12 protein-coding genes and 1 pseudogene are annotated in these 17331 nt (G+C 63.8%); 9 read left to right on the plus strand and 4 right to left on the minus strand.

Going from position 1 to position 17331, the window contains the following annotated elements; translation table 11 throughout:
- Positions 1–24: 24 nt before the first annotated feature.
- Together AC1DJB_RS04965 and AC1DJB_RS04970 are read right to left on the minus strand one after the other, a co-directional pair.
- Positions 25–984, minus strand: a complete 960-nt coding sequence (locus AC1DJB_RS04965; RefSeq protein ID WP_441437525.1) for a 2-hydroxyacid dehydrogenase — start codon at positions 982–984, stop codon at positions 25–27.
- Entirely contained in the window at positions 981–2180 is a 1200-nt protein-coding gene (locus AC1DJB_RS04970) for a pyridoxal phosphate-dependent aminotransferase (protein ID WP_441437526.1), read from the minus strand. Before AC1DJB_RS04970 ends, AC1DJB_RS04965 begins: the two co-directional genes overlap by 4 nt.
- Positions 2181–2432: 252 nt before the next feature.
- On the opposite strand from AC1DJB_RS04970, the gene AC1DJB_RS04975 reads away from it, so the two are divergent.
- The gene (locus AC1DJB_RS04975) at positions 2433–4589 is read left to right on the plus strand and encodes an amylo-alpha-1,6-glucosidase (RefSeq protein ID WP_441437527.1); all 2157 of its coding nucleotides are present in this window, start codon (positions 2433–2435) and stop codon (positions 4587–4589) included.
- 50 nt (positions 4590–4639) lie between these two features.
- On the opposite strand, the gene AC1DJB_RS04980 is transcribed toward AC1DJB_RS04975, so the two are convergent.
- Positions 4640–5320 carry a GntR family transcriptional regulator gene (locus tag AC1DJB_RS04980; RefSeq protein WP_059388974.1) on the minus strand — a complete coding sequence of 227 codons (681 nt, stop codon included), beginning with the start codon at positions 5318–5320 and terminating at the stop codon, positions 4640–4642.
- Between the two features lie 119 nt (positions 5321–5439).
- On the opposite strand from AC1DJB_RS04980, the gene purU reads away from it, so the two are divergent.
- From purU to AC1DJB_RS05000, 4 genes are all read left to right on the plus strand, one after another.
- Positions 5440–6354 (plus strand): formyltetrahydrofolate deformylase, encoded by a 915-nt coding sequence (gene purU / locus AC1DJB_RS04985; RefSeq protein ID WP_441437528.1) that lies wholly within the window; start codon positions 5440–5442, stop codon positions 6352–6354.
- A gap of 61 nt (positions 6355–6415) precedes the next feature.
- A complete protein-coding gene (locus tag AC1DJB_RS04990) occupies positions 6416–8908 on the plus strand; it encodes a GcvT family protein (RefSeq protein ID WP_441437529.1) in 2493 nt (830 codons plus the stop codon).
- Between the two features lie 119 nt (positions 8909–9027).
- Entirely contained in the window at positions 9028–9654 is a 627-nt protein-coding gene (locus AC1DJB_RS04995; RefSeq protein WP_476909986.1) for a cyclodeaminase/cyclohydrolase family protein, read from the plus strand.
- Positions 9651–10526: a bifunctional 5,10-methylenetetrahydrofolate dehydrogenase/5,10-methenyltetrahydrofolate cyclohydrolase gene (locus tag AC1DJB_RS05000; protein WP_441437530.1), complete on the plus strand. Its 876-nt coding sequence runs from the start codon at positions 9651–9653 to the stop codon at positions 10524–10526. Before AC1DJB_RS04995 ends, AC1DJB_RS05000 begins: the two co-directional genes overlap by 4 nt.
- Before the next feature lie 68 nt (positions 10527–10594).
- On the opposite strand, the gene AC1DJB_RS05005 is transcribed toward AC1DJB_RS05000, so the two are convergent.
- Entirely contained in the window at positions 10595–11260 is a 666-nt protein-coding gene (locus AC1DJB_RS05005; RefSeq protein WP_441437564.1) for a GntR family transcriptional regulator, read from the minus strand.
- Between the two features lie 190 nt (positions 11261–11450).
- Here AC1DJB_RS05005 and AC1DJB_RS05010 point away from each other — a divergent pair, with 190 nt between their 5' ends.
- The 4 genes and pseudogenes from AC1DJB_RS05010 to AC1DJB_RS05025 all read left to right on the plus strand — a co-directional run bounded on the left by AC1DJB_RS05010 (position 11451) and on the right by AC1DJB_RS05025 (position 17324).
- The gene (locus AC1DJB_RS05010) at positions 11451–13790 is read left to right on the plus strand and encodes an FdhF/YdeP family oxidoreductase (protein WP_441437531.1); all 2340 of its coding nucleotides are present in this window, start codon (positions 11451–11453) and stop codon (positions 13788–13790) included.
- A gap of 48 nt (positions 13791–13838) precedes the next feature.
- Positions 13839–14378: pseudogene (gene folE, locus AC1DJB_RS05015) on the plus strand (GTP cyclohydrolase I FolE).
- A 270-nt stretch (positions 14379–14648) separates the two neighbouring features.
- Positions 14649–15866: a formaldehyde dehydrogenase, glutathione-independent gene (gene fdhA / locus AC1DJB_RS05020; RefSeq protein ID WP_332602307.1), complete on the plus strand. Its 1218-nt coding sequence runs from the start codon at positions 14649–14651 to the stop codon at positions 15864–15866.
- A gap of 156 nt (positions 15867–16022) precedes the next feature.
- The gene (locus tag AC1DJB_RS05025; protein WP_441437565.1) at positions 16023–17324 is read left to right on the plus strand and encodes a molybdopterin molybdotransferase MoeA; all 1302 of its coding nucleotides are present in this window, start codon (positions 16023–16025) and stop codon (positions 17322–17324) included.
- The last annotated feature ends 7 nt before the right edge of the window (positions 17325–17331 follow it).

Consider the following 17331-nt stretch of genomic DNA (forward strand, 5'->3'; position numbering starts at 1 on the left):
GGCGGACTCGACCCCAGCCAGCCTCTAGTTGATCGGTGCGGGTGGTTGTTCGCCGCTGAGCACGGCGAGGGCGTTGTCGGCGGCGAGCATCGCCATTGCGGTGCGCGTCTCCACGGTCGCGGAGCCGAGGTGTGGCACGAGCACCGCGTTCTCCAGGTCCAGCAATTCGGGATGGACCTGGGGCTCACGCTCGAAGACGTCCAGCCCGGCACCGGCGATGACGCCCTCGCGGAGCGCGGACGCGAGTGCCGTTTCGTCGACGATCGGTCCGCGCGCGGTGTTGACGAGGAACGCCGAGCTCTTCATCGCCGCGAGTTGTTCGGCGCCGATCAGATGATGCGTGGCGGGCCCGTACGGGCAGTGCAGCGAGACGACGTCGGACACCGTCAGCAACTCGTCGAGGTCGACCCGCCGTGCGCCAAGCTCGGCGGCGATCACCGGATCGAGCTCACTGCGCGACCGGTAGACGATGTCCATGCCGAAGGCCTTGGCCCGGCGCGCGGTCGCCTGCCCGATGCCGCCCATGCCGACGACGCCGAGGGTCTTGCCCTGCAGGCTGGACCCGAGCAGGAAGAACATCCCCCACTTCCAGGCCTGGCCGGAGCGGATAAGCCTCTCCCCCTCACCCAGCCGGCGGGTCGCCATGAGGACGAGGCCCATGGCGATGTCGGCGGTTGCCTCCGTGAGCACCCCTGGCGTGTTGGTGGCCACGATGCCCCGTTCCGTACAGGCGGGGACGTCGATGTTGTCATACCCCACGGCCACGTTCGCGACGACCTTGAGCTGCGGGCCGGCGGCGTCGAGCAGCTCGGCGTCGATGCGTTCGGTGAGCAGGCTCACCACGGCGTCTGCCCCGGCCACCCGGTGCAGGAGCTCCTTACGGCCGATCGACTCCGAACCCGTCCATGCATCGACCTCGTGCTCGGCGCGAAGCTTCTCGATTGCGGTTTCGGGTATGCGTCCCGTGACGACTACCCGGCTCATGCCGTCCCGATCCACTCGCGCAGGAGGCCCAGGCCTTCGCTGATATCCGGCACCTCGATGCCCGAGTAGGCGAGTCGGATGTACTGCCGCTGCTCACCGGGCAGGCGGCGGCCGAAGTGCTCACGCGTGCAGAAGGAGACGCCGGTCTTGTACAGGGCATCGGTGGCAAAGTCTCCGACGGCCGTGTATCCCATGCGCTCCATCGCCTCGGTGACATCGGGGAACAGGTAGAACGTCGATTGCGGCACGGCGACGCGCACGCCCGGGATGGAGTTCACGAGCTCGCAGGCAGTGTCCCGACGCTTCTGCAGGACGTCAAGCATCTGCTGCACGGATTCCTGGGGGCCGCGGAGCGCTTCGACGCCGGCCCACTGCACGTAGTGCGTCGTGCACGACTCGTCGTTGGTGTTGAGCGTGCTGAGCACCCTGGCGATCTCGAGCGGTGCGACGGCGCAGCCGAGGCGTGAGCCGGTCATCGCGAACTTTTTGCTGAATGTGTACAGGATGACGGTGCGCTCGGCCATGCCCGGAAGAGATGCGATCGAGCTGGAAACGCCCTCGTAGCGGGTCTCGAAGTAGGCCTCGTCGGAGAGCACCCACAGGTCGTGCTCCTGGGCGAGCTGCGCGATGGCCTCCCGCTCGCCCGCCGTCGACTCCGCCGAGATGGGGTTCTGCAGGTCGTTGTAGATGATGGCGACCGTGTTCGGAGTGATTGACGCGCGGATCTGGTCGAGGTCGATCGCGAAGCCCGTGCTCGTGGGCACGTAACGGTAGGGCACGGCCGTGCCGCCAAGGTACTCGATCTGCGATTCGTAGATCGGGAAGCCGGGGTTCGGGTAGAGCACTTCCTGGCCGGGGTTCATGACCGCCTGCAGGAACTTCGTGATGACGGGCTTGCCGCCCGTCATCACAACGACGTTGTCCGGGGAAAAGTCGATGCCACGGCGCGAGCCAATGTCCCCGGCCAGCGCTTCGCGCAGCTGCGGGATGCCGGGGCCGGGGCAGTAGCCCGTGTAGCCGTCCACGATGGCCCGGTTCATTGCTTCCACGATGTTCCCGGCCGTGGGGATGTTGATGTCACCAAGATGGAAGGGGAACACACGGTTCCCCTCCGCCTTCCAGGCGGCCGCGGCCTGGGCGACGCTGAAGGCGGTCTCGGTGCCCAGGCGTTCGAGCCGGTGCGCGAGTTGCTGCATGTTGTTCACTCCTCGTTGAGTTGGCGATCAATTCTCCGGCGAATTCAGATCAAGTTCAGGACTAATATATCAAACCATGAATTAAGATATACGAACAGTCCCAAGGGGACCAATGGTTCTTGTTTACGAGGTAAATCGTCTCTGGCGTACGGTCCACGACGGGCGTAGCGTCGGTTACATCCACACGGGAGCAGCAAAGGTCCACCCGCGCCCCGGGCTGGTCAGGAGTGCATTCGTAAGAAGGAGCCGGCAGTGGCTGGATGGAATGCCGACACGGCGGCTGGACCCCTTGGGTCAGGCACAGTGACTTTGGTTGAAGGATCGTCCTTCTGCATTTCATCGGCCAATGGAGACATCCATCCCGAACTCCCACACGGGGTCTTTCACCTGGATACCCGCATCCTTTCCCGCTGGAACCTAACCATCAACGGCCAGCCCCTCGAACCCTTGGCTGCCGAGACGAAGGAACCGTACCGGGCCCTCTTCGCTGGCCGCCTGCAACTCTCGGATGGGTATGCGGACAGTCCATTGATCGTGGAACGGCTGCGTGAGGTGGGGGCAGGGATCCGGGAACGGATCACCATCCGCAACTACTCGACGAAGCCCGTTGAATGCCAGATTGTGCTGGCCGTCGAAGCGGACTTCGCCGACTTGTTCGAAGTGAAAGAGGCACGAATCCAGCGTCGATGGGCGGAAACACGCGGTCACGACGGCGACGCCCTGGAAATCCAGGCCAAATGGCACGACGTCCGGAAGGGCGTCGTCGTCAAGGCGGATGGGGCCAAAGCCACACCTGAAGGGCTGATATTTGAGATAGCCGTCCCGCCCTATGGGCAGTGGAGTACTCGATTGAATGTTGTGCCCACGGACAACGGCGCACGCCCCGAGGCCCCATTTGTCCACCCGGCGCCTGGCGAAATGTCTCCGAGTGACCGGCGCCGTCAAGAGTGGGTGGCGAAGATTCCGGCACTGCAGATGGGCAACCGTTCCATCCAGCGGACTCTGCGGCGAAGCTACGACGACTTGGGAGCGCTGAGAATCGAGGACCCTGGCCATCCTGAACGGGTGGTCGTCGCCGCCGGAGCGCCCTGGTTCATGACCCTGTTCGGTCGCGATTCGCTCTGGGCTTCGGAAATGTCGCTTCCAGTGGATCCTTCCCTCGCATTGGGCACTCTGAAGACCCTGGCTGACCGCCAGGGCACCGTCGTGGACGCGATGAGCGAAGAGGAGCCCGGCAAGATCCTCCACGAGGTGAGGCTCGATGTTTCCACCGGACTGGCGCTGGGCGGCAAATCCGCCTACTACGGAAGCGTCGACGCAACCCCACTGTTCGTGGTGGTCCTGGGGTCCGTCAGCCGCTGGGGTTTTGACAGAGAGACCATCGACGCCCTTCTGCCCAACGCTGACCGCGCCTTGGAGTGGATCCGCGAATACGGGGACCGGGATGGGGACGGTTTTGTCGAGTATAAGCGCCTCAACGATCATGGGTTGGTCAATCAGGGATGGAAGGACTCCTGGGACGGCATCAACTTCGCCGATGGAACCCTGGCGGAACCGCCGATCGCCCTTTGCGAGGTCCAAGCTTACGTCCACGGCGCATACGTGGCGCGCTCCTGGATGGCGTACGACGCCGGCGACCTCGCCTTGGCAGCCGAACTTCGGGACCGGGCCGCGACGCTGAAGCGGCGGTTCAACGAACAGTTCTGGCTGCCGGACAAGGGGTACTACGCCGTCGCGCTGGACCGCGATAAGCGGCCGGTGGATGCCTGCGCTTCCAATATGGGCCACTGCCTCTGGTTCGGCCTTGTGGATGAGGACAAGGCGCCACAAATGGTGGAGCATCTGATGTCCCCGGAGATGTTCAGCGGATGGGGAATACGGACCCTCGCCAGCGACATGCGGGCGTATAACCCTGCCAGCTATCACAACGGATCGGTCTGGCCCCACGACAACGCGCTTATTGTGGCAGGGCTGCTCCGGTATGGGTTTGTGGAAGAGGCACAGCGGATAGCCACTGCACTGCTGGAGGCGGCCGAATACTCCGGCGGGCGGCTGCCCGAACTGTTCTGCGGCTTCGGCCGCGACCAGTTCGCCGAACCGGTACCCTATCCCACGGCTTGTTCCCCACAAGCCTGGGCCGCCACCACACCGATCCTGCTGGTGACCAGCCTGATGCGCTACGACGCACATATTTCCCAAGGGGGGCTTTGGCTGGACCCTGTGCTGCCGGATTCCTACGGCGAACTTCACATCACGAACGCCCCTATGGGCTCCGGCCGGATCACCATCGACATATCCGGTTCAGCAGCCTCCGTTCAGGGCGTACCGGAAGGCCTGGTACTGCACCGCGGGCAACGGCCGTGGATCAGCGATCTCGTGGAGCAAGCCAAACTGCATCCGGACAAATAGCGTTCCCACCACGATCACTCCAGCTTGGACATCGGAGGAGGGCGGTCTTCCTACGCAGCAAACAGCGCTGAACGGACCGCCTTTTCGAAGCCGTCTACGTGAAGTCGCGCCAGTTCCGCAGCCCTGGCCTCGTCGCCGTCGATCACGGCGCCAAGAAGGTCGAGGTGTTCATGCACGTGGCGGGAAAGATCCGGCAGGCGATCGAGCACCATGCACCAGATCCGTGTCGCCAGGTTGTCGTAGCGGATCAGCACATCTTCGAGGTGGGGATTTGCCGCTGCCGCATAGATCCCCTGATGCACACGGGCATCAAGGCGCAGTGTCTCCACCACGGAGGCGCCGTCGACCTCGAATGACTCGACTGCACGCATCACGGAGCGCAAGTTCTCCCTGGCTGCCGGTGTTGCAACCCGAGCCGCCCGCGCGGCCGCCAGCGGTTCGAGCTGGGCGCGAATCTCCGAAATGAACGCCAGATCGGTCACCTCTACGCGCGTGGCGAAAGTTCCCCTGCGTGGATAGCTAATGACCAGACGGTCCAACTCGAGGCGCTTCAACGCTTCCCTCACAGGAGTGCGCCCGATGCCAAGGTCCCTCGCCAGCACGTCGTCGTTCACCAAGTCACCCGGCTTGATGTCCAGCGTCAGGAGCCTGTCGCGTATCCGCTCGTAGGCCACTTCCGCCAGGGATCTCGGACCGGCGGCATCCACCGCTGCCAGCGCTTCAAATACCACGGTACCGACCTTTCGCGTCCAGCCAAGCGGACTATTGACCTCACTCGAACTCCAGTATACGCTATATCCCAATCTGATATATCAGTTATCGAATCGAAAATATATCTTAAGGAGGAGACATGACGCTCGTGGAGACCACTCCAATAAAAAGCACACTTCCGCAGGCGAGTGCCTCTGAAGACGACGGTTCGCGGAGGTTCGTGCTCACATTGTCGTGCATTGAACGCGCCGGCATCGTCCAGGCGGTCACGACGTTCCTGTTCGAACGGGGATTCAACATCGAAGAGCACCAGCAGTTCGACGACGGACTCCGCCAGACGCTGCACCTGCGCACGGCGTTTTCCGGATCCCCGGAGTACTCACCGGACGCGCTCAAGGAAGAGTTCCGGGCGATCGCCGACCGTTTTGACATGAAGTTCGGATTCCATGACGAGACTAAGCAGCGCGTCCTGGTCATGGTGTCAAAGTTCGGGCACTGCCTGAACGACCTGATTTTCCGCTGGCGTGGGGGCAGCCTGGGCGGGGACCTGGTGCTGGTAGTTTCCAATCACGAAACCCACCGGGCCATGGCCGAGGCTGCCGGGCTTCCATTCGTGCACATTCCGGTGACGCCGGACACCAAGGCGGATGCGGAGCGGCGCCTTCTCGAACTGGTTGACGAATACAACATCGATTTGGTGGTTCTCGCCCGCTATATGCAGGTTCTGTCCGACGAGCTGAGCCGCGCCCTGGAGGGCAGGGCGATCAACATCCACCACTCGTTCCTGCCAGGCTTCAAGGGTGCGCGTCCTTACCACCAGGCGTACGACCGCGGCGTCAAGCTGGTGGGTGCCACGGCACACTATGTCACCGCGGATCTTGATGAGGGACCAATCATCGAACAGGAAGTCATTCGCGTAGACCACAGCTATGGGCCGACTGCCCTTTCCACGGTCGGGCAGGACGCCGAAGCACTCGCGCTCTCCCGGGCCGTGCGGTGGCATTGCGAACACCGCGTGCTGTTGAACCAAACCAGCACCGTCGTCTTCCGCTAGCCGACGCCCGACAACAAGCAGCAGCAGTAGCCCAACCACGAGAAATAGCAGGAGAAACCACATGGCATCGACGCCACGCATAGTCATCATCGGAGCTGGGATCGTCGGCACCAACCTGGCAGATGAACTGGTCGCCCGCGGCTGGAACAGCATCACTGTCCTGGACCAGGGACCGTTGAACATGCCCGGGGGCTCCACGTCCCACGCCCCGGGGCTCGTCTTCCAGACCAACGCCTCCAAGACCATGGCAACTTTCGCCAAGTACACGGTCGAAAAGCTCCTGTCGCTGACCGAGGACGGCGTCAGTTGCTTCAACCAGGTAGGCGGCCTGGAAGTCGCCACCACGGAGACCCGGCTCGCCGACCTCAAACGCAAGCTCGGCTACGCCGCATCCTGGGGAATCGAAGGCAAGATCCTTTCCCGCGACGAGTGCAAGGAGCTCTACCCGCTCATCAACGAGGAAGACATCCTTGGAGGCCTCCATGTACCTAGCGACGGGCTGGCCCGCGCCGCCCGCGGAGTCCAATTGCTGATCAAGCGCACTGAGGCAGCCGGGGTGGAGTACCGTGGCTCCACGACCGTGACCGGGATCGAGCAATCCGGGCGCCGGGTCACCGGAGTCCGTACCTCCGACGGTGTCATCCCTGCGGACATCGTTGTCTCCTGCGCAGGATTCTGGGGCGCCAAGATTGGCGAAATGATCGGCATGTCCGTTCCCCTCCTGCCCTTGGCCCACCAATACGTCACGACAACTCCCGTACCGGCACAGCAGGGCCGGAACGAACTACCCAACGGCGCTTCCTTGCCCATCCTGCGCCACCAGGACCAGGACCTCTACTACCGCGAGCACGGCGACCGCTATGGCATTGGCTCCTACGCCCACCGCCCCATGCCGGTGGACGTCGAGGAACTCGGCAGCTACGCGCCGGACAGCATCAGCGAACACAACATGCCTTCCCGCCTTGACTTCACCCTCGAGGACTTCCTCCCGGCCTGGGAGGCGACCAAGCAGTTGCTTCCGGCGCTGGCGGAAAGCGACATCGAAGATGGCTTCAATGGCATCTTCTCCTTCACCCCCGACGGCGGCCCGCTGGTGGGCGAATCAAAGGAGCTCGATGGTTTCTTCGTCGCCGAAGCTGTGTGGGTCACCCATTCGGCCGGCGTTGCCCGCGCTGTTGCCGAACTGCTGACCACGGGCAAGTCACAGATCGACCTGGGCGAATGCGACATCCACCGCTTCGAAGACGTCCAGCTCACCCCCGAATACGTCAGTGAAACGTCCCAGCAGAACTTCGTGGAAATCTACGACGTCCTGCACCCGCTCCAGCCCAAGCTCTCCCCCCGCAACCTCCGCGTCAGCCCGTTCCACGCCCGCCACAAGCAACTGGGAGGATTCTTCCTCGAATCCGGCGGCTGGGAACGCCCCTACTGGTTCGAGGCCAACGCCGAACTGCTGAAGGAAATGCCGGCCGGATGGCAGCCCCCGGCCCGCGACGCCTGGTCCGGAATGTTCAGCTCGCCCATCGCCGCCGCCGAAGCATGGAAGACCCGCACCGCGGTGGCCATGTACGACATGACACCGCTCAAGCGCCTCGAGGTCTCCGGCCCCGGAGCACTCAAGCTGCTCCAAGAGCTCACCACCGCGGACCTGGACAAAAAGCCAGGTGCAGTGACCTACACCCTCCTGCTGGACCACGCAGGCGGTATCCGAAGCGACATCACGGTGGCCCGCCTGAGCGAAGACAGGTTCCAGCTCGGGGCCAACGGAAACATCGACACCGCCTACTTTGACCGGGCCGCGCGCCACCAGACCGAAAGCGGCTCCGCCAGCGACTGGGTCCAGGTACGTGACACGACGGGCGGCACTTGCTGCATCGGTCTCTGGGGCCCCCTCGCCCGGGACCTCATCAGCACCGTCAGCAGCGACGATTTCTCCAACGACGGTCTCCGTTACTTCCGGGCCAAGAATGTCGTCATCGGCGGAGTCAACGTCACCGCCATGCGCCTTTCATACGTCGGCGAGCTCGGCTGGGAGCTTTACACCAGCGCGGACAACGGCCAGCGCCTCTGGGACGCACTGTGGAAGGCAGGGCAGCCCTTCGGTGTCATCGCGGCGGGCCGGGCCGCCTTCAGCTCGCTCCGGCTTGAAAAGGGCTACCGCTCATGGGGCACCGACATGACCACTGAGCACGACCCCCTCGAAGCAGGCCTCGGATTCGCCGTGAAGATGGCCAAGGACAACTTCGTCGGCAAAGCCGCTCTGGAAGGGCGAACCGAGGAAAACTCCGCCCGCCGCTTGCGCTGCCTGACCGTCGACGACGGACGCAGCGTCGTCTTGGGCAAGGAACCGGTCTTCTATAAGGACCAGGCGGTCGGTTACATCACCAGCGCCGCCTATGGTTACACCGTTGCCAAGCCGATCGCCTACGCGTACCTCCCTTCCGGCGTCTCCTTGGGTGACTCCGTCGAGATCGAGTACTTCGGACGGCGCATCCAGGCAACGGTCACGGCCGATCCGCTGTACGACCCCACGATGACCAGGCTCCGAGGCTAAGACCGGCCCGGCATCCAAAGGCACGCGGCCCGGACTCATCCTCGCAACCAGAGTCCGGGCCGCCGTCTTTCCGACTCTTCTGCCGCCCCTGCCTAGGAAGACACACAACAGGAAGACCCATGATCAGTTCAGAAACAATCAACAATTACCTCACCAGGCTTGCTTCACGTGAGCCGACCCCCGGCGGAGGCGCGGCCGCTGCGCTTCACGCTGCCCAAGGTGCCGCCCTCGTTGCAATGGTCGCCAGGTACACCACGGGCGCCAAATACGAGCAACACGCCGCATTGGTCTCAAGGATCATCGCGGCCGCGGACGAACTTGTAGACGAAGCCCTGCGACTTGCGGAAGCCGACGAACTAGCCTTCCAAGGGGTCATCGATTCCTACAAGCTGCCCTCAGGGACGGAGGCCTCCAACGAAGCGCGGTCGGCCGCCATCCAAGCTGCCCTCATTCACGCAGCGCAGACCCCGGCACAACTGGTCAAGGTCTCAGGAGCCGTCGTCGAACTGGCCACGGAACTGTTCGACGTCGCAAATGCCAACGTGATCAGCGACGTCGCAGCCGCCGCGGATGCCGCCCGCGCAGCTGCCAGCACGGCACGGGTGAACATTGACATCAATATTGTGGCCATCAAGGACGGCGTTACCCGGACCGGGCTTGCCCAGCAGACCGACGGGATCGAAGAGAAGGTCGTCCTGGCGGCAGACGCGCTCGTGAAGCGCGTACGCGAAAGGATCCTCGGTTGAGCGCCACCCTGCTTTCCGGCAAGCCGCTGGCAGCAGTCATCCAGCAGAGAGCCCGGGATGAGGCAATGAAGCTCGAAAACGAAGGAGCGCGCCCGGTCCTCGCAGTGGTGGTGGCAACCGACGACGAGTCCACGCATTGGTACGTCCGCTCCATTGAACGTGCAGCCGACCGCGCGGGCATCGGCTGCCGGATTGTCGACCTTGGCCCTGGCGCCACAGACCACGTCCTGGCCAGCGTCCTGAAAGACCTCAGCGCGGATCCGTCCGTCAACGGAATCATCCTTCAGACGCCCCTGCCCGCCGGGGTCGGGACGGATGCCCTGGTCAGCCACATCGCACCAGAGAAAGACATCGACGGCGCGAACCCGCTCAGCCTCGGCCGGCTGGCCGTGGGGCAACCCGCCTTCGCACCTGCTACCGCCCGGGCCGTCGTCGAGATCCTCGACCACTACGACATCCCGGTGGCGGGCCGGAACGTCGTCGTCATCGGCCGTTCCGCCGTCGTCGGCAAACCGCTTTCGCTGCTCCTCCTGGAACGCGACGCCGCCATCACCGTCTGCCATTCCAAGTCGGGTCCGCTCGAGAGATACACGGAGACTGCCGACGTCGTTGTCGTCGCAGCCGGGCGGAGCGGACTGCTCACGGGCGCCCATGTTTCCTCCCGGTCGATAGTGATCGACGTCGGCACGAACGTCCTTGCCGACGGATCCCTCGTCGGGGACGTGGACGAAGCCAGCGTGCTGGGCGTCGCGGCAGCACTGACGCCCGTTCCCGGCGGCGTCGGAACGGTGACGACCGCACTGTTGCTTCTGCACACCGCCGAGGCCGCCCGTGAACAGTCGCGCTCTTTGATCCCTGGACCTGTCCGCTGACACAAAGGGCAAAACCATGCCCGGCCGCCGAAGGGAACGGCGCCGGGCATCCGGGACGCTCAGTCTTGCTAGAGGACCGCCCGGATCAGGTTCTCGAAGTCGGTAACGTGCTTGGCGGTCAGGTCTGCAGCCGCTTCTGCCTCGCCATCCGCAATGTATTCAAGCAGCTCCACGTGCTGGGCAATGTGTTCGGAAACCGGCGGGAGCTTCTCCAGTACGAGACTCCAGATACGGGTCGCCAGGTTGTCACAGCGAATCAGGACATCCTCCAGATGCCGGCTGCCAGTCGCCCGGTAAATGCTGCGGTGCACTCGCATGTCCAAGCGCATGAGGTCCCGCTGTGCCAGGTGGCCGGCCAAGAGCTGCCGAACCTCCCGGGCAAGCTCCCTTAACTCCTGCCGCGTCCGGTCCGATGCCATTCGAGCGGCACGTGCAGATGCCGCAGGCTCCAAGAGCTGACGAATCTCGGAGATTTCGGCAAGGTCCGTAATATCCACGCCCGCGGCAAAGGTTCCCCTGCGTGGATAGGCCACCACCAGGTGGTCGCTTTCCAGCCTCTTCATGGCTTCCCGGATAGGCGTTCTTCCCACACCAAGCCGACGCGAGATCAGGTCATCATTCAAGGGCTCCCCGGGCTTGATATCAAGGACGATCAGCTCATCACACAGCACCCGGTACGCATACTCGGCATAGGACTCGTCATCCTGCCTCGCAGGCAGTTCCGACTCCCCCATGACCGATAACTTGCCGCTGCTCTCCACGTCTGATCCTTCCTGTTCGGTGACGGCGCCCTTGACTCACCGGCCCCGTGAACATAGTATCCCTACAACTGATATATCAATATGCGCGGGATAAGAATGTCACGGACTTCCTCCTCCTCACCGCCAGACCTCTCTATCCGGCCAAGATCTGAAGGAAAAGCCCATGGCCTCAAAAGCCCCCCGTGAAAATATCGACGAGTCAAAGCTGACTGTCACCAAACCGAAGTCGAAGGCCGTGGGCCTCCCGGCCGTCACCAATGCGCTGAAGATCTCCCTCGAGCAGATGGGCCCACTGCGCAGCGTCCAAACACTGCTGGCGGTCAACCAAGTAGACGGGTTCGACTGCATGGGCTGCGCCTGGCCGGAGCACGACAAACGGCATACGGCCGAGTTCTGTGAGAACGGCGCGAAGGCCGTCGCGGAAGAAGCCACACGCCGCCGGGTCACACCGGAGTTCTTCGCCTCGCATTCCATAGCTGAACTGAAGACACGGGACGACTACTGGCTGGGACAGCAGGGGCGTCTGACGCATCCGATGCTCCTGGACGAGGGCGCGACGCACTACAGGCCCGTCGAGTGGGATGATGCCCTGGAGCTGATCGCACAGGAGATCAGGGACATGGACAGCCCGGACCAGGCGGTGTTTTACACCTCCGGCCGCACGTCAAACGAGGCGGCTTTCGCCTACCAGCTCCTCGTGCGCGGTGTCGGGACCAACAACCTTCCGGACTGTTCCAACATGTGCCACGAATCCTCCGGTTCGGCCCTCGTCGAGACCATCGGCATCGGCAAGGGCTCCGTGAGCCTCAAAGACGTGGAAACAGCGTCGCTGATCTTCGTTGCCGGCCAAAATCCAGGCACGAACCACCCGCGCATGCTCAGCTCGCTGGAGAAGGCCAAGAAAAACGGTGCGGTTATCGTGTCCGTGAACCCACTTCCCGAAGCCGGACTGCTCAAATTCGAAAACCCGCAGAACGTGGTTGGCATGATGGTTGGCACCGAGCTGACCGACGACTTCCTGCAGATCAGGGCCGGAGGCGATCAGGCGCTCTTCCAGGGACTGGGCAAATACCTGCTGGAGGCCGAAGGTGCCGGAAGGACCAGCCCGGGCCTGCGCACGGTGTTCGACCATGACTTCATCAGCAAACACACCGTCGGCCTCGATGCCTATGTGAAGCAACTGGAAGACGTGGCATGGGAGGACATCCTCGAAGCGACCGGGCTGACGTTGGAACAGATCAAGGCCACCGGTGAGCGTCTCCTGGCTTCGAAAGCAACCATTGTCTGCTGGGCCATGGGCCTCACACAGCACAAGCATTCCGTGCCCACGCTCCGCGACGTCGTCAATGTCCTCCTTCTTCAGGGCAACATCGGCAAGCCCGGGGCCGGAGTCTGCCCCGTCCGCGGGCATTCCAATGTCCAGGGCGACCGCACCATGGGCATTTTCGAGCAAATGCCGGAGAAGTTCCACGACAGGCTGGACCAGGAGTTCCAATTCCTCTCCCCCCGGGCCCACGGCTACGATACCGTCGCAGCCATCAGGGCGATGCGGGACGGCAAGGTCCGGGTTTTCATCGGGATGGGCGGCAACTTTGTGCGGGCGGCCCCCGACTCTGAGACCACGGAGCAATCGCTGGCCAACACTCGCCTTACGGTCCAGATCTCCACAAAATTGAACCATTCCCACCTGGCAACGGGGCGGCGCGCCCTGATCTTTCCCACGCTCGGACGCACCGAGAGGGACACGCAGCGGACAGGTGATCAAAGGGTAACGGTGGAGGATTCCATGAGTGCCGTTCACGCGTCCCGTGGACGCCTCAAGCCCGCAAGTGAGCACTTGATGTCCGAAGTGGCGATCGTCTGCAACCTGGCCCACCGGCTCTTCACGGACAGCGACGGCCACCCCCTGCCGAACACGCCGAAGGCCGCCTGGCTCGCGCTCAGGGACGACTATTCACTGATCAGGAAACACATCGAAGCGGTACTCGACGGCTTCGAAAATTTTGAGGAGAAGATCCAGAACCCGGGAGGCTTCGTTCTCCCCCACCGGCCCCGGGATGCCCGGGAATTCGACACCGCTTCCGGCAAGGCCCACTTTACGGCGAACCACTTGGAGTACCTCCGCGTCCCGGAGGGCCGCCTCATCCTCCAGACGCTGCGCTCCCACGACCAGTACAACACCACCATCTACGGCAAGGACGACCGTTACCGCGGCATTCACGGCGGCCGCCGGGTGGTCCTCGTGAACGAATCCGATGTGGCCGAACTGGGTTTCGAGAACGGCGACATGGTTCACCTGGTATCCGAATTCCGGGGCACCGAGCGACGGGCCGAGAATTTCCGCATCGTCTCCTATTCGACGCCAAAGGGCTGCGCCGCAGCCTACTACCCGGAGACCAACGTCCTCGTGCCGCTGGACTCGGTAGCCGACGTCAGCGGAACCCCGACGTCAAAGTCAGTCATTGTCCGCCTCGAGCCGGCAAGCGCAGGCGGCTATGAGTGACAGCCGGACCGCGGTTGCTGTGTCCTCCCCGGGGTTGACCGTCCGCGGGTGGAACGGGCCGTCCGGGAATTCCTCCTGGCCGTTGGCGAAGACCCGGAAAGGCCCGGCCTGGTTGAGACCCCCGCGCGCGTCGCCCGCGCAGCGGCGGAAATGTACGGCGGCCTCCACGAAGACCCCCTCGCCGTGCTGGACAAGACGTTTGACCTTGGCCATGAAGAACTCGTCAAGGACATACCCTCTTACTCGACCTGCGAGCATCACCTGGTCCCGTTCCACGGCGTAGCCCACGTCGGATAGATCCCCTCCCCGGATGGATTCGTCACGGGGCTGAGCAAGCTCGCCCGACTGGTGGACACCTTCGCTCGAAGGCCCCAAGTTCAGGAGCGGCTCACGACGCAGGTGGTTGATGCCCTGGTCACTTCGCTTCGACCCCTCGGTGCGATCGTCGTCGTCGAGTGTGAACACCTGTGCATGTCCATGCGGGGCGTCAGAAAACCAGGGTCAAAGACCATCACCTCCGCGGTGCGGGGCGAGCTCCGGCTGCCGGCCGCCCGCGCAGAAGCACTGAGCCTCATACTCGGCCGCTGAAAAACCTCTGGACATGACCCGTTCGGCTCACGTAACATATTTCTGATATATCTTTAATCTAAGATCGACATATCAGCGTGGTTGCCTCTCTCATCCCCTGAACCGGTCTTGGGGAATCGCGTTTCCCGTAAGCGGTGCTTCGGTTGCCTGAATGCCTGGGGAGGTAAGCGCCGGAGCACCGCTTACGGGCAACGGGCAACCGTTGGCAACTGTTTCAGCGAACGCCGACCACTGAATCAAAACACCATGAAATGGCCCTTAGGAGTGTCCATGTCAGGAAACAGAGCAGTCGCATACAAGGAACCTGGCGTAGTCGAGATCATTGACACCGACTACCCGACGTTCGAGCTCAAGGACGGCCCCGGCGTCAACCCCGCCAATGTCGGCCGGAAGGTGCCCCACGGAGCGGTCCTGCGCACCGTGACCACAAACATCTGCGGCTCCGACCAGCACATGGTGCGCGGCCGCACCACCGCACCGCGGGACCTGGTCCTCGGTCATGAGATCACCGGCGAAGTGGTGGAAGTTGGCCCGGATGTGGAATTCATCAAGGTCGGCGACATCGTATCGGTGCCTTTCAACATCTCCTGTGGCCGCTGCCGGAACTGCAAGGAACGCAAGACCGGCATCTGCCTGAACGTCAACCCGGACCGGCCAGGCAGCGCCTACGGCTACGTCGACATGGGCGGATGGGTCGGAGGCCAGGCCGATTATGTTCTGGTGCCTTATGCGGACTGGAACTTGCTGAGGTTCCCGGACCGGGACCAGGCCTTGGAGAAGATCATGGACTTGACCATGCTCTCGGACATTTTCCCCACCGGCTTCCACGGAGCAGTCACGGCCGGGGTCGGTGTCGGCTCTACCGTCTATATTGCTGGCGCGGGCCCGGTCGGCCTGGCGGCCGCCGCCGGCGCGCAACTGCTCGGCGCAGCAGTGGTCATTGTCGGTGACATCAACGAAGACCGCCTCGTCCAGGCCAGGTCATTCGGTTGCGAAACCGTCAATGTCTCCAAGGGTGACCCCAAGGACCAAATCGAGCAGATCCTCGGCGTGCCCGAAGTGGACTGCGGCGTGGACGCCGTCGGATTCGAAGCCCGCGGACACGGCAAGGACGCCTCGCACGAAGCGCCGGCCACGGTGCTGAATTCCCTCATGGACATCACGGCCGCCGGAGGCGCCCTGGGCATCCCTGGCCTGTACGTCACCGGCGATCCAGGTGGAATCGACGACGCCGCCCAGCATGGTTCCCTCTCACTCTCCCTCGGCACGGGATGGGCCAAATCCCTGTCCTTCACCACAGGCCAGTGCCCCGTGATGAAGTACAACCGGCAACTGATGATGGCGATCCTGCACGACAAAGTCCAGATCGCCAAAGCCGTCAACGCCAAGGCCATCGCGTTGGAGGACGCACCCCGCGGGTACGCCGAGTTCGATGCGGGAGCCGCCACGAAGTACGTGCTGAACCCCAACGGTTACGTCAAGGCCTAGGCGCCGCGTTTTACGGGCCGGGCCTGGTCTGGCTCGTTTGCTCCCCGAAGGGACGGCGTTAAGGGCCAAGAAGGTGCCTTAACGCCGTTCCCGGGGAGCAGCATCCCATTCGGAAAGCCTTCAGATAAGGGGCAAGGCTTGCCTGCTCACGATTTAATCGATCGCGGCGGTGAACAGCGTCGGCCTTCGGGTCGACCGGCCGTCGGGAAGTCCGCGACGAGCTGGTCTGAGGCCCGCCGATTGGCATTCGAATGTGCCGCCCCCATCCCGGCGCTGCCCGTGCCCCTGGCGAAAAGCATCGGACGCACGCTTGCCCGGGCCGTCACAACGAGCCAAGACCTACCGCACTACGCGTCCTCGGCCATGGACGGCTGGGCCGTCAGCGGCAGCGGACCCTGGACCTTGGTGAAACCGGGCCAACCGCTGGCACCGCACCGTGCCAGCCCCATAGCCACCGGCGGAGTGGTGCCTGCCGGTACCGACGCCGTATTACGCCGTGAAAGTGGCCGGACAAGCGATGACATGGCGGGCGTGCCCACTCTGACCCTCGGCTCCGAAGCAAGGCCCGGCGAACCGCGAAGCGGCCAACATATCCGCCAAGCAGGCGAGGAAGCCGCTGGAGGCGAAATGCTGATCCCCGCAGGCACCGTGCTCAATCCCGCCCATATCGCCCTTGCCGCGATCGCCGGCCACGACGAGCTGCACGTCTTTGGCAAGCCACGAGTCACGATCCTGTTGACGGGCGCGGAAGTGGTGACCTCCGGGCTGCCCGGGCCGGGTCAGGTCAGGGACGCCTTCGGCCCGCAGCTGGGCACGGTGCTGGCAATGCTGGGAGGCACCCCGGCGGGACAGCGAAGAATCGGGGACTCATATCACGAGTGGCTCGCCGCCCTCAGCGATACGGGCAGCCGCCGCCCGGTGGAGCGGCCCGACGTCGTCATCACCACAGGCGGAACCGGCCGCTCCGGAACGGACCACTTCCGCAACGCCACAGCCGCGCTAGGCGGGAGGCTGCTGCTGGATGGCATCGCAATGCGTCCCGGACATCCCGCGGTACTGGCCGAACTGCCGGACGGGCGCTTCGTCATCGGACTCCCTGGAAACCCTCTGGCCGCCATGATGGCGCTGATGACCATTGCGGCGCCCCTGATCGCGGCACTGGGACACCGTCCGCTCCCGAACCTCGGCCAGGTAACCTCCGGTACCGCAATTGACCCTGATCCGGGCCGCACCCGCCTCATGCCCTTCCGCTTCGACAACGGACTGGCATACCCCACCCATCACACTGGCCCGGGAATGATGAGGGGCCTCGCCTTGGCCGACGGTGTCCTGGCGGCGCCTCCCAGCGGCGCGCGGGCAGGGGACCCGGTTCCCGCACTGCCGCTCCCGTGGACCCAAACCCTGACCGCCGGATCGGCGGGAAGCCACCCGTTCAATGCCTCTGTGGTTCCGGTCTAGGATTTAG

The organism is Arthrobacter sp. 01T428 (assembly GCF_056398685.1).

Excerpts from the sequence above, each read along its gene's own strand:
- AC1DJB_RS04970 (WP_441437526.1), bottom strand. The coding sequence starts at position 2,180 with ATGCAGCAACTCGCGCACCGGCTCGAACGCCTGGGCACCGAGACCGCC.
- AC1DJB_RS05005 (WP_441437564.1), bottom strand. The coding sequence starts at position 11,260 with ATGGGGGAGTCGGAACTGCCTGCGAGGCAGGATGACGAGTCCTATGCC.
- purU (WP_441437528.1), top strand. The coding sequence starts at position 5,440 with ATGACGCTCGTGGAGACCACTCCAATAAAAAGCACACTTCCGCAGGCG.
- AC1DJB_RS04965 (WP_441437525.1), bottom strand. The coding sequence starts at position 984 with ATGAGCCGGGTAGTCGTCACGGGACGCATACCCGAAACCGCAATCGAG.
- AC1DJB_RS04990 (WP_441437529.1), top strand. The coding sequence starts at position 6,416 with ATGGCATCGACGCCACGCATAGTCATCATCGGAGCTGGGATCGTCGGC.
- AC1DJB_RS04995 (WP_476909986.1), top strand. The coding sequence starts at position 9,028 with ATGATCAGTTCAGAAACAATCAACAATTACCTCACCAGGCTTGCTTCA.
- fdhA (WP_332602307.1), top strand. The coding sequence starts at position 14,649 with ATGTCAGGAAACAGAGCAGTCGCATACAAGGAACCTGGCGTAGTCGAG.
- AC1DJB_RS05010 (WP_441437531.1), top strand. The coding sequence starts at position 11,451 with ATGGCCTCAAAAGCCCCCCGTGAAAATATCGACGAGTCAAAGCTGACT.